We start from the raw sequence: 13,030 nt of genomic DNA, 5'->3' as shown, positions 1-13,030 counted from the left end.
TAGCATTGTTTGGAATAGAAAATCTTTGGCTGTTTGTAGTATCTGGCATTGTACTTAACATGCTCCCTGGGCCTGATTCTGTGCTTATTGCAGGGCGTGCGGCGAGCCAAGGTTTCAGGGCGGGTTCGGCAGCTGCGCTGGGTATTGGTACCGGAATATTTGTCCACATCGTCGCAGCGTCTTTGGGATTGTCGGCAATCTTATCAACGTCGGCAACAGCTTTCACTGTGGTAAAAGTTGTCGGTGGCCTGTATCTGATTTATATGGCGTTTTGCATGTACAAAGACAGCACGGTACAGGGCGAATCGACCACGAAGGTTTCCAAGCCAGTTGGACAGAAACAGACTTCGCTACTTAGCATTTATAGCCAAGGACTGATAACCAATGTGTTCAATCCCAAGGTTGCGCTATTTTTCCTTTCGTTTATGCCTCAATTTATATCAAGCACTAGCGACAACAAGGCCATCGCCTTTATGGTGCTCGGGCTAATTTTCAACTTTACCGGAATGATCTGGTGTCACTTTATTGCCTGGGTGTCAGCATCAATGAGCCGTAAGCTGTCAGCAAGCCAATCTGTCCGAAAGTGGTTTAGTCGGCTTGCTGCAAGCTTATTTGGTGTGTTCGGCGTGAAGTTGTTGATTTCCACCCAAGGCTAGGTTCTCGTTGTCCCAGAGCCCAGAATTTATGTCGCCATCGATAGCTTGTGCAGGCGGCTGGATTTATATGCCAGTCCAGAGCCGCACAATAAAATCAACCCGCCGATGCCAAGGAATATTGCGGCATCGCGCCACGTATCGGTAGACACCGCAATTAAGCTGACAAGTATGCCCAACACTGTCAACGCACGACCCATAAACATCCCGTTGGTATGATCTATTGGGCTTTGCTCCTCAATACTCATCGGTGTGGCCAAGCGGCGGCTGATTTCACTGGTGTCTTTCTTCACTCTTGATAGCCAAGGCGTCAGCATGAAGAAACCACCGGTAAAGATGACATGGGAGATAAAGGTCGCGGCTATTTTCAGGTCAACCTGCTCACGTGCTGTCAGTGAATAGTCAAACAAAGCGGCAAACCACTCGGCGTTAAAGCCAAAATGGACGATGAAGGAAACAACAAGGCCAACCAATATCGTTGCCCAGCCAGACCAACCCGGTGTGCGAAGGTTGAGTAGCGCCAAGAAGGACGGGATTGATAGTGGCATTTGAATCATGGCGGTGAACAGCATCATGATATCGAATAGGCTGTAGCCCTCAAGCCGGGAGAAAAACAGAGCCACGGTACAAGCCATTACGCCGGTTAGCAGTGTTGCCGATTTGCCCCATAGCATTTGCTGCCGGTCTGTCCCTTTCGGGTTGATCAAAGACAAGTAGATATTGTTCACCACGATGCCCGCATTGCGGTTGAGCGCCGTCGTCATTGGCGAAACGGTGGCTGCTAGCATGGCAACCATGACCAGCCCGAGAAGGCCGCTAGGCATATAGTGGTCGATGTAGTAGAGGTAGGCGGCATTATCAGCACCGGCTCCCAAATTTGGATAGCTGTCGATGAGGTTGATATCTAGCGAGGCAACAAACCAAGGGGGCGAGAACCATAGCAGGGGAGCAAACAAGAACAATACGCCAGCCAAAGTTGCTGCCCGGGTCGCTTCTTTTTCATTGCTGGTGATTAAAAAGCGGTAGCTGCTAAGGGCATTGTTGGTGTTGAGAGTCTGGCTCAAAAGCATTGCACCTATCCACAAGACGAAGATCTGCCAGGTGGCAATGCCTTCACCCATTATGGTATGGGATAACGACTCAACCGGCAGTGCCACGACTTCACTGGCCGCAGTGAAACCAACAATCATGGTAATGCTAATGAGCAGGACAAGTTGAATGACATTGGTTGCCGAGACTGTCCATACACCGCCAGAGACCGCGATGAAGGTGACCAGCAGGCTGATGCCGATGATAGTGATATCGATGCTTATCCCGAATGTTGCCGACAAGAAAGCCCCAAGTCCGTTAAGCCAAATGCCGGCACCGATCAGAGTGATAGGAAAGCTCAGCCAAGTAAACATCTGCTCTGAGGTTTTGTTAAAACGCAGTTTTATAACGTCCATTGCCGTATCGACACGTAAGCGGCGGTAACGCTTGGCAAAGTAGAGCGCTGAGATAAAGAAGCCGAGCGCATTACCCCAGAAAACAAACATAACACTGAGCCCGTCGGCGTAGGCTTTTGCTGCTGCACCGGTAAAAGTCCAAGCCGAAAACTGGGTCATGAAAGCCGTCGCGCCTGCCATCCACCAGGTCATTGCCCCACCGCCACTGATAAATCCGCTGGCATTGGTCGCCTTGTGCCGAAAAGCCTGAGTCACTTTGACAATGAAAACAAAGTATAGGGCGAGCATGGCCCAGTCGAGATATGTCACTGATATTACCTGCAGGAGCTAGGGGTTATTTGTGAAACGACATTTTAATTTTTTAAGAACTGTAATTCAAATTTCATTTGTAAGCTCATGCGTCGGTCGATATCACTCGGTGGTGGTTGAATTGCAATGATAAGCAGAGTTTCTGATGAGAATCGGTATTATTTTCGAAATGTTTTTACAAGCTATGAAAGTGCATGACGAAAGGAGATGATAAAAATTCTTCTCTTTTTAATCTTGGTAATCTTTTGTATGGAAGGCTTTTAGCGAAAGTTAATAGTGAGATTACATTCACATAATCTGACTTCATGGCTACAACGGTGCAGATAAATTGCTATTCTTCTCGAAAATTGTATAAACGTTTCGAATGGCAGTTGTTATAACAGAATCGCAGAGGTCTTCCAATGTCAGCCCACTCTCTTATCGAGACTTTTCAGTCTTTAAACCGCTATCTTCAGTCTCAGGTTATTGGCCAACCTGAATTGGTCAAGCAACTGCTGATTTCCCTGCTGGCTGATGGTCATATTTTGGTCGAAGGCCCGCCGGGATTGGCAAAAACGCGAGCGGTAAAAGTGCTGGCAGATTGTATTGAAGGCAGTTTCCAGCGGATGCAGTTTACCCCTGATCTGTTGCCTGCGGATTTGACCGGTACCGATATCTACCGCCCAGAGACGGGGACTTTCGATTTTCAGGAAGGGCCTATTTTCCATTCGTTGGTGCTGGCTGACGAAATCAACCGTGCTCCCGCCAAGGTGCAATCGGCGATGCTCGAGGCGATGGCTGAAAAGCAAATCACCGTGGGCAAGAAGACGTATGAACTGCCAGAGTTGTTCCTAGTGATGGCGACTCAAAACCCGATTGAACAAGAGGGAACCTATCCGTTGCCGGAAGCGCAGCTGGATCGATTTTTATTACAGCTTCAAGTCGAATACCCTGATAGCGAAAGCGAGTTGGCGATTCTGCGGCTCAATCGCGGAGAAGCGTTGGGCGTGAAAAACGAAGACGCCGTGACTCTTTCGCAGCAGAATATTTTTACGGCCCGACAGCAGGTGTTGGAGTTGTATATGGCCGAAGAAATAGAGCAGTACATCATTCGGCTGATCATGGCGACCCGGACACCAGAACGATACGACGACCAGTTGGCAGGATGGCTACAAATGGGCGTGAGTCCACGTGCAACACTGGCTTTGGACCGCTGTGCCCGTGCCCATGCGTGGCTGGCCGGACGCGATTTCGTGACGCCTGATGATGTAATGACAATGGCTTATCCGGTGTTGCGCCACCGATTGTTGCGTAGCTATGAAGCTCAGGCCGAGGGGATCAACAACGATTTCATTATCAAGCAGTTATTGACCTGGGTGACGAGCGCATGATCCTTCCTGCCCACAGTGATGGTATTCATTTGTCGCTGGCGGAACTGTTGCATTACCAAAAGCAGTCAGTGCGCTGGCTTCCTCCTGCACGTAGCATCTGGTCATATCTCAGTGGTCAGCATGACAGTGCCGGTAAAGGGCGAGGGATGGACTTTGCCGAGGTACGCCCTTACCAGAAAGGGGATGATATTCGCTCTATTGATTGGCGTATTACGGCCCGCACGGGGAAGCCCCACACCAAGCTATATAACGAAGAAAGGGAGTGTCCGGTGATGCTCGCGGTTGATTTGTCATCAACGATGCATTACGGCACCCGGTTGTTGTACAAGTCAGTCCAAGCAGCGCATATCGCCAGTTTGGTTTGCTGGTTGACGGTCGCGCAAAAAGACCGGGTCGGCGCAGTTGTTATAGGGACTAAGCCGGTCATAGATTGCCCGCCGACAGCACGCCAGCAGGGGCCGCTGCAAATCATCAATGCGATAAAAGGTGTACATGAAATGAGCCTAAAGGTGGCTCAAGAGCAGAATCCAGACACTTTTTTACAGGCAATGAACCAGTTACATCGCCTCTGCCCCAAAGGCAGTGAGCTTATTATTATCAGTGACTTCAACCAGCTATCAGCTTGTGCTGAAAAGCGGTTGAAGCAACTGGCCCAGCACAATACCTTGAGGCTGGTTCATGTTTTTGATCCTATCGAAAAGGGTGAAACCGCATTTAGGGGGCGTTGTTGGCTCGGCGATCATCAAAGGTCGTTGCCAATAAGCTTTGGCCGCAAGTCCACCCGGCAGTCTTTGCAAACGGATTTTGAGCGTCACCAGCAGCGACTTGCAACACTCTCTAATCAACTCCAAGCCCCTGTTTACCATGTATCAGCTGGCAAACCATTGATCGATCAACTTGGAGGGTTACGTGGATAGCGCATTGAATCTTGCTCCTTTAGAGCTACCCGCAGAGCCTGGGTGGTGGCCTCTGCCAGCATCGGCTTGGATGTTACTTGGCGGCTTAGTTTTGGTTGTACTTCTTTGGCTTGGTTATCGCCATTACCAAGGCAGGTTCAAGCGAAAAGCCCTGGGGCTTATCTCACAGTTGGAGGGCAAACCCGATTTACCGGCACTGGATAGTTTATTGCGTCGTATTGCCCTGACCTATTATCCCCGCAATCAAGTGGCAGGGCTTTCGGGCGAAGCATGGTTGGCTTGGCTTGATGAGCAGGCGGATAAACAGCAGGACACACGACTTAATGGAAAGGCCGATAGCTCGCAATTTATGCCCTTGAAAGAGAGTTGGTTATCCGTTCTGTATGGCAATAAGCCACTTGAGCAAGAGCAATGGCAGGCGTTTATTGCAGCCAGCCGCCACTGGGTATTGCACTTTAAAACGGAGGGGAAATGCTAGCGTTTGATTACCTTCCTGTCGCTTTGATGCTCCCGCTGCCGTGGGTTGTACGGCGCTTTGCCCGTGAAGTTCAACCAACTTCTGTGCTAAGGCTCGGGCGCCTTCCCAATGATCTCGATGACAGTATTCACAACAGTAAAGTGCCAATGGTACTGAGTGTCGCCGCTTGGCTATTTTTGCTATCGGCCTTAGCGCGTCCAGTTTGGCTTGGTGAGCCAATCAGTGTTCCGATGGAGCACAGGGACGTCATGCTGGTGGTTGATCTGTCGGGCTCGATGGATATCGAAGACATGAGTGGCGGGGGAGACGAAGCCATAAGTAGGATGTCGGCGATGAAAAGTGTTCTCGTGGATTTTGTTCGTCGGCGTGAAGGGGACAGGTTAGGGCTTGTGTTATTTGCCGATCACGGCTACCTCCATACACCGTTAACACTGGATATCCGCAACCTCGAGCAACAAATCGAACAGCTGACGTTGGGGCTGGTGGGTTACATGACTGCTATTGGCGAAGGCGTCGCTATTGCGACTAAGACCTTCATCGATAGCGAAGCGCCACAGCGGGTTATGATTTTATTGAGTGATGGTAGCAATACCATCGGCGCGGTAGAACCGATGGCAGCGGCAGAACTCGCCAAGGACAGCAATGTCACCATTTACAGTATTGGTCTCGGGGCTGAATCTATGATGGTTGAGAATGCCTTTGGCGAGTTGCACGAAACCAATCCGTCATGGGATCTGGATGAATCCTTGCTAACGGACATTGCCGAACTTACCGGTGGTCGGTACTTCAGGGCACGCAATAAGGATGAGCTTACCGAAGTGTACTCTCTCATCGATGGTTTGGAGCCAATCTCCGATACCGAGCAAACCTGGCAGCCGCGTGATGACCTCTACCCTTATCCCTTGTTTTGTACTTTGGTGCTCATGGTAATGCTGGCGCTCTATCGGAGGCGTTATGGTTAACTTCTTTACCCCACTGTGGTTGTTGGGGCTTTTGCTCGCACCAGCTTTTCTGTGGCTGAAATACCACCGCCAGCAACAGGGCCTTATCGCTCCGCATCTACAACAGGAACGCTTTTATTCCCGAAACCGTTTCAGTTGCTGGCTCACCCTTGCATGGTCGATTGTGATGGTTGCAATGGCAGGGCCGCATTGGCGGGAGCAAGACCGGCCCCATTCTGAGTTGGAGCGGGCGCGGGTAATAGTGATGGATATGTCACAGGCTATGTATGCTCAAGATATTGCTCCGAGCCGTTTTCAGCAGGCTTTCTACAAAGTGACTGACCTCATCAACCTAGTGGATGAGGGGTATACCGGTGTGGTGGCCTATTCGAATGCGGGATACACCATCAGTCCGTTGACTCATGACAACAATACGGTATTGACTCAGATAGAGCACCTGTCACCGGATGTGATGCCGTCCACGGGTAAAAATGCCGCTTCGGGGGTGGCAGAAGCTGTGACATTACTGGAACAGACCCAGTTCGGCTATGGTGATATTTTGCTGGTGACGTCAGGGATTAGCGATAGGGAAAAGGCAGATATCGCAGCATTGCTGGTGGATACCCCTTACTCACTATCTACCTATGCCATCAGCACCCCACAAGGGGCTCCGGTGGTTGACCAGAATGGCAAGCCGCGCCTTGACGATGATGGCCAGCCAGTAATATCCCGACTTGTACCTGAGAGACTCAGTGCGCTATCGGTTCAAACGGGCGGTATTTCGGTGACTTATCAGCATTCTCAACAAGATATTGAGCAACTATATCGATTCTTGGCAAAAATGCGCAGTATCGAAGATTTGAGCGAGCAGTCAGGCGGGCTTTCTAGCCAGTTCATCAACGATGGTTATTGGCTGTTATGGCCTTTAGCCGCAATGCTGTTGATGACGTTCAGGCGTGGGATGGTCTGGTCGGTTGGCTTGGTGATGTTGTTGCCAAGTTTTCCCTCAGAGGCTAGTGAAATCAGCCGGCTATGGAGTAATGCGGATCGGCAGGGCTACCAGCAATACCAACAGAAAAATTACCAAGAAGCAGCCAACTTGTTTGCAGATCCAGCTTGGCAAGGAACAGCTTTGTATGAAGCGGGGGATTACCAGGGCGCAATAGAGGCCTTCTCTCAAGTGACTGATAATAAGAGTGATTACAATCTTGGTAATGCGCTAGCCAAGGCTGGACGCTTGGAAGAGGCGCTCATCAAATATCGTGAAGTGATAGAAATCAATCCCGGGCATCAAGGCGCCATGTTTAACCTCAGCTTGGTTGAAGGGGCGTTGCAAGCGCTGGAAAACCAAGATCACGATAACCAGCAGCAAAGTGGCGAGGCTGGGGACGACGGCAATTCTGATGAAGAGGAGAGCGGTGATAGCGATGGTGACGAGGAACGTGACGACACGGGTTCTGATGACAATAGCGGTGGTGAGGATAACCTAGAGTCAGATCCCGACACGGAAAATGTGCCTGAGCAGCAAGGTGAAAGTGATAGTACCGGCAGCAGCGATTCACAGGGGAACCAATCAGAAAATCCCCAGTTTACCCCTGACAGTGGCGGTGATTTCCATCCTCCGCAGCAACAGTCCGGTGAATCGGGTGAATATGATGCCGATGAATTTACAGCCGGTGCGACCGATGTCGATTTCGGGACTCCGACCGAAGAAGATATAGAGGCGATTCGTCATCAACTGAGTGAACTTGGCGAAATGAATCCAGTCCTGAACCGCCTCACCCAAATTCAAGATGACCGCACGCTGCTGTTGAGAAACCTGCTGCTGTTGCAGGCTGAATTGAAAGAGCCTGCCGTACAAACCGAGATTGAGTGGTAACTGAAAATGATAAGAAGAATTTTAGTCTTGTTGTGTGGCTTAGTATTCGCCCCGCTGAGTGTTATGGCACCGCTTACTGCAACAGCCGGGAGTTTGGGAGAGGGCAGGCTTGATGACTTAATTGGTTTATCGGCTGAACTGGTGCGCGATACGGTCTATCCGGAAACCGAGGCGACCTACATTCTTCGGGTGGAGTCACGGGCAGATATTCATTTCTCTCGCGTGAACCCTCCTCGGGGGGAAGGGGTTAATGTTCGAAGGGGGAGCCAAGATCATGAGTATTATTTTGTAGGTAATGATGAGTTCAGGATCTCGACATACCGCTTTCTTATTTCGGCAAAACAAATTGGCGCAATTACCTTGGAAGGAGCGTCGTTAACCCATGTTGCGGTTAATGAAAATGGTGCCCGTCGCCGGGTGAGAAACCAGTCGAACGTCGTGACCCTCGAAAGCCGCCCAAAGCCTGAAAGTTATCAAGGGTATTGGCTGCCATCGCAGCAGGTAACCCTCGAGCAGCATTGGTCGACAGAGGCTTCAGCCTTACAGGTTGGTGGCTCTATCACCAGGACACTCAGTTTGTACATAGAAGGCAGAAACATTGACAATTTTCCCGAGCTAACTGTGGACTACCCTGAAAACATGAATGTTTACAGTGAACAGCCAAAGTTTATAGCGGTTGATGATGGGATGAAATTAACACTAAGGCAGGTTATCGTCCCTCGCGAGGAAGGGATGTTCGAAATACCGGGTTTGTCGATCCCGTGGTTTGACACCGTCCATAGCAAAAGCACCGTTGCCTCTGTAGAGGGATTGGCATTGAATATATTACCGAACGAAACGCAGACCTTGGCTATTGAGGGGTTGGAATCGGAAATGCCTGAACATAGCCATTGGCGGTATGCGACGTTGGTTATCTCTGTACTATGGTTGGTCACGTTACTGCGTCTTTATCAGGTCCATAAGCGCCTTCAAAGCCAACAAGTCCACCCAATGTCCAAACACTCAAGCAAAGAGTGTTGTCTGCATACTGCGCTTGAACAAGGTAACCATCAAGATGTTGTCCGGGCGTGGGGGAATGCAAATCCAGAAGTGAAGAGTGAGTGCGGCCGGTTGATGGATGCTTATTTTGCTGCATTTTACAGTACGTCACCAACAGATGGCAAAACGGAGCGAACTGCGGTGTTGACTCAACTAAAAGAAATGAAACGGGGAAGAAAAGCAAAGACTGACTTTGCGCCAATAGAGCCCTAGGGTAGATATAAGTAATAAAATGAGAGACTAAAGCAGCCCAGAATCGGCTGCTTTTTTTGTTTCGTTAAGCATGGGTTCAATATTGGTGAGTGGGTTTGCTAATCAATAAATAATAGCTTTAGTTATCCTTCATGAAATGCGCTTTTATTTAAGTAAAGCAGTGTAAATTATTTGTCTTTTGCGTGGTTAAAAATATCAACATTTAGTTGAAATACAAAGATTAGGGTTTGTCTATTTCGATTAATCTAGAGGTAACAATTCATCACTATATCGCTATTATCTTCTTATCCATATGATTTTAATCGTTTTAAATTTATGTTTGTGTCGAACTTGATTGCCTATTTCGATAGTTTTCAATTTTTTAAGTGTAATAATAAGATAAAATATTAGAAAAATTTTAAGAAGTTGGCTTTATCGATTCGTATCTCAAGCCTGAATTATAGCCATGATAAAGTCATGATATTGGTATATGTTATAGTTATTGATAAGCATAAATTTACCAGTCTTATCACGTTGTAAAATTATCTTGTCTTAGATTGACGCTAATTTAAAAAATGTTCTTTACCTGTTTATTGAAGCTTTATCATTGAGGAGTAGATGATGGGGATTAATAAGAAATTAATGACTGCGTGTCTTGTTATCATTCTTGCGGGATGCTCTTCCACTATCGCGCTGAAAAAGGGCGAAACCTGGGAGCAATTTGGTTACGATCTTGCCATGGGCGGTAGCAAGATGATTGAAACCTCTCGCCTTGAGTCGGTCGATGTAGCGGCCTATCAAAAAGGGTATGTCTCTGGCCTGAAAGCATTTTGTGAGCAAGATGGATATGATGTGGGCCTAAGTGGTGTGTTCTATCAGGGCACCTGTGATGAGCTGAACCCTAACTTTGCCGAGCAATATAATATTGGCTGGGTTGATTATGAAATCAACCAGCAAAATTATGACTGGGAGTTGGGGACTTACGAGCCGTCGATCGATAGTTACGACTACTAGTTCCCAATGACCGCCTCTCCCTTACCACAAAGCCTGCTGTGATTGTTTCAGCAGGCTTTTTCTATCGTACCTTCCCCGTCACCATTACCTCGTTGAATTTTTGCTTCCCCTTTTCCTGAACACCTTGCCGCAAAGTAAATGGGTATTGGGTCTCATTTTTCAACATATGCTGTTGTCGAAATGATTCGACTGAAATAGTATTCGCCGTAATGATTATGGATGTATATAGCGCTTAAATCCATGCTTTAAATTATTGGTATGTTTTTAATTTGCTGATTTTAAAGGTTTTGGTTGTTTTGGGGTGTTTTTCGAAACGATACGGCTTTGAGGCGGAGATTATCGTCCTTTCCGTAGCACAGGGCTTCCAGATAGATTTGATGATTTTTCGGGAATGGTATGAAAACAGTGATAAAGCCGACCTTGCTCGCGCTTAGTATGACAATGGGTGGTTATGTAATGGCAAGTTCAACCATGTTTAGTGACATGATCAATGTTGAGCGTACAGAATCTGCGTCAACGGCACATTGGCAAGATGACAAAGAGAAAATGGATGCCTTCATTGGCGGTTTGATTAACCAGATGACATTGAAGGAGAAAGTCGGGCAGTTGGATCTGCAAAGTGGCTTCCGCAATGTGACCGGTCCTTTTATCAATGAGTCCTACGAGCAGCAAATCAAAGACGGTCAGGTCGGGGCTATCTTCAATGCCTACGGGGCTGATTTCGGTCGCGAACTTCAGAAAATCGCGGTTGAAGAAACCCGTCTCGGTATTCCGTTGATTGTCGGTCACGACATCATCCATGGCCATAAGACCATCTTCCCGCAGTCAATTGGTGAAGCTGCCACATGGGATCTTGACGCTGTTAAACTCAGCGCCCGCGTTGCTGCAAAGGAAGCATCTGCTGATGGCATCATGTGGACATTCGCTCCGATGGCTGACTTAGTCCGTGACCCTCGCTGGGGCCGCGTGTCTGAAGCTGCCGGTGAGGATCCATTCCTATCAACAGCGATGGCAGTTGCCCGAGTCGAGGGCTTTCAGGGTGATGACCTGAGCCAAGAAGATACCATCATGGCGACAGCCAAACACTTTGTTGGCTACGGCCTGTCCCAGGCTGGTCGTGATTACCACACCACCGATGTGTCGGAGCACGAACTCTGGACGACGCAGATGCCTCCGTTCAAAGCCATGGTGGATGCCGGTGTTGCAACATTCATGACCTCATTCAATGACTTGAATGGTATTCCAGCCACAGGTAGCAAACGCCTGCTGACTGATATCCTGCGTGACCAATGGGGATTTGAAGGGTTTGTGGTAACTGACTACACCGCTATCAATGAACTGGTTCCCCACGGTTACGCCCGTGACGATAAGCATGCCGCAGAGATCGCGTTTAATGCCGGTGCCGATATGGACATGGTTGGTCAGCTGTATATCAACTATCTCGAAGAGCTTGTTGCCGAAGGCAAAGTGTCCGAAGAGAAAATTGATACTGCAGTTCGCCAAATCCTCGAGATGAAATGGCGTCTTGGCCTGTTCGAAGACCCATACCGCTACAATGATGAATCTCGCGCCAAGCGTGAAATCCTCAGCGTAGAAAATCAAAATGCAGCGCGCGATGTTGCCCGTAAGTCTTTCGTACTACTCAAAAATGACAACCAGACGTTACCGTTGAAAGACGATGAAATTAAGTCTATTGCCTTGATTGGACCGCTGGCGGACAGCAAGTTTGACATGATTGGCAACTGGGCAGCCGCAGGGGATCGCAAGTCGCATCCTGTGACAGTTTTGGAAGGGTTCAAGCACCGTTTCGGTAAAAACGTCAAGTTCAACTATGCCAAGGGTGCAAGCTACGAATACATCACTTCGCAACAAGAAATCGATGCCCTTCAGGGTATCGGCGTACCACGCATTACAGCCGATGACTCATCGCTAGAGAAAGAGATGAAGCGTGCAGTAGCAGCCGCGAAAAAGTCTGATGTGATTGTTATGGTCATGGGCGAAGAGCAACGTATGTCCGGTGAAGCATCAAGCCGCACTGAGTTGACCCTGCCGGGCAACCAGCAGCAGGTGATGGAAGAGTTGAAGAAGCTTGGCAAACCTATGGTGTTGGTAGTGATGAGCGGTCGTCCGAATGATTTGCGCTGGGCTGACGAGAATGTCGATGCCATCCTTCATGCCTGGTACCCGGGCACCATGGGCGGTATTGCTCTTGCCGATGTTATCTCCGGTGACTTCACACCATCAGGCAAGCTGCCGATGACCTTCCCGCGCTCTGTGGGCCAGGTGCCAATTTTCTACAACGAGAAGAATACCGGTCGCCCTTACTTTGCGGACAACCCGAACCAGCGCCAGGAGCATTACAAGTCTCGTTATGATGACTCTCCGAACACGCCTCTGTACGCGTTTGGCCATGGCCTGAGCTACACCCAGTTTGACTATGGCGATATCCGTCTGAGCAGCGAAGAGCTGGCAGTGGATGGTGAACTGACCGTCTCTGTCGATATTACCAACAGCGGTAACTACGCCGGTGAAGAAGTGGTTCAGCTATATACCCGCCAGCATGTCGGCTCTATCACCCGCCCGGTAAAAGAGCTTAAAGGCTTCCAGAAAGTGCATTTCGACAAAGGCGAGTCAAAAACGATTTCTTTCACTTTGACGCCGGCTGATCTTGCATTCTACCGCGCCGATATGAGCTGGGGCGTAGAAACCGGATCGTTTGACGTTTTCGTCGGAACTGCCTCGGACGACGTGAAAAAGGCAAGCTTCGAATTGGTTGAAAAATAATAAAAAGTTA

General features: G+C 48.9%; 10 protein-coding genes. 9 read left to right on the top strand and 1 reads right to left on the bottom strand.

The features are described 5' to 3' along the window. Window positions 1-5 precede the first annotated feature (5 nt). Entirely contained in the window at window positions 6-656 is a 651-nt protein-coding gene (locus tag C9J01_RS06590) for a LysE family translocator (RefSeq protein WP_107297280.1), read from the top strand. Window positions 657-682: 26 nt separating this feature from the next. Here C9J01_RS06590 and C9J01_RS06585 read toward each other — a convergent pair whose 3' ends face one another. After that, complete coding sequence (locus tag C9J01_RS06585; protein ID WP_107297279.1) at window positions 683-2,407, bottom strand: sodium:solute symporter family transporter; 1,725 nt, start codon at window positions 2,405-2,407, stop codon at window positions 683-685. Between the two features lie 401 nt (window positions 2,408-2,808). Between C9J01_RS06585 and C9J01_RS06580 the strand changes: the two genes are divergently transcribed. The 8 genes from C9J01_RS06580 to bglX all read left to right on the top strand — a co-directional run bounded on the left by C9J01_RS06580 (window position 2,809) and on the right by bglX (window position 13,020). Beyond that, entirely contained in the window at window positions 2,809-3,777 is a 969-nt protein-coding gene (locus C9J01_RS06580; RefSeq protein WP_107297278.1) for an AAA family ATPase, read from the top strand. After that, the gene (locus tag C9J01_RS06575; RefSeq protein ID WP_107297277.1) at window positions 3,774-4,694 is read left to right on the top strand and encodes a DUF58 domain-containing protein; all 921 of its coding nucleotides are present in this window, start codon (window positions 3,774-3,776) and stop codon (window positions 4,692-4,694) included. The genes C9J01_RS06580 and C9J01_RS06575 overlap by 4 nt, the downstream gene beginning before the upstream one ends. Continuing rightward, on the top strand, window positions 4,687-5,172 hold the full coding sequence (locus tag C9J01_RS06570; RefSeq protein ID WP_158264499.1) for a DUF4381 domain-containing protein: 486 nt from the start codon (window positions 4,687-4,689) through the stop codon (window positions 5,170-5,172). The genes C9J01_RS06575 and C9J01_RS06570 overlap by 8 nt, the downstream gene beginning before the upstream one ends. After that, window positions 5,166-6,134: a VWA domain-containing protein gene (locus tag C9J01_RS06565; protein WP_107297275.1), complete on the top strand. Its 969-nt coding sequence runs from the start codon at window positions 5,166-5,168 to the stop codon at window positions 6,132-6,134. Before C9J01_RS06570 ends, C9J01_RS06565 begins: the two co-directional genes overlap by 7 nt. After that, entirely contained in the window at window positions 6,127-7,992 is a 1,866-nt protein-coding gene (locus tag C9J01_RS06560) for a VWA domain-containing protein (protein ID WP_107297274.1), read from the top strand. Before C9J01_RS06565 ends, C9J01_RS06560 begins: the two co-directional genes overlap by 8 nt. Before the next feature lie 6 nt (window positions 7,993-7,998). After that, the gene (locus C9J01_RS06555) at window positions 7,999-9,243 is read left to right on the top strand and encodes a BatD family protein (protein ID WP_107297273.1); all 1,245 of its coding nucleotides are present in this window, start codon (window positions 7,999-8,001) and stop codon (window positions 9,241-9,243) included. Between the two features lie 597 nt (window positions 9,244-9,840). Next, complete coding sequence (locus C9J01_RS06550; protein WP_107297272.1) at window positions 9,841-10,236, top strand: DUF2799 domain-containing protein; 396 nt, start codon at window positions 9,841-9,843, stop codon at window positions 10,234-10,236. Window positions 10,237-10,632: 396 nt separating this feature from the next. Continuing rightward, entirely contained in the window at window positions 10,633-13,020 is a 2,388-nt protein-coding gene (gene bglX / locus C9J01_RS06545; protein WP_107297271.1) for a beta-glucosidase BglX, read from the top strand. The last annotated feature ends 10 nt before the right edge of the window (window positions 13,021-13,030 follow it).

The organism is Photobacterium rosenbergii (genome assembly GCF_003026455.1).
GTDB lineage: Bacteria > Pseudomonadota > Gammaproteobacteria > Enterobacterales > Vibrionaceae > Photobacterium > Photobacterium rosenbergii.
This window is presented reverse-complemented; position numbering and strand designations above follow the sequence as displayed.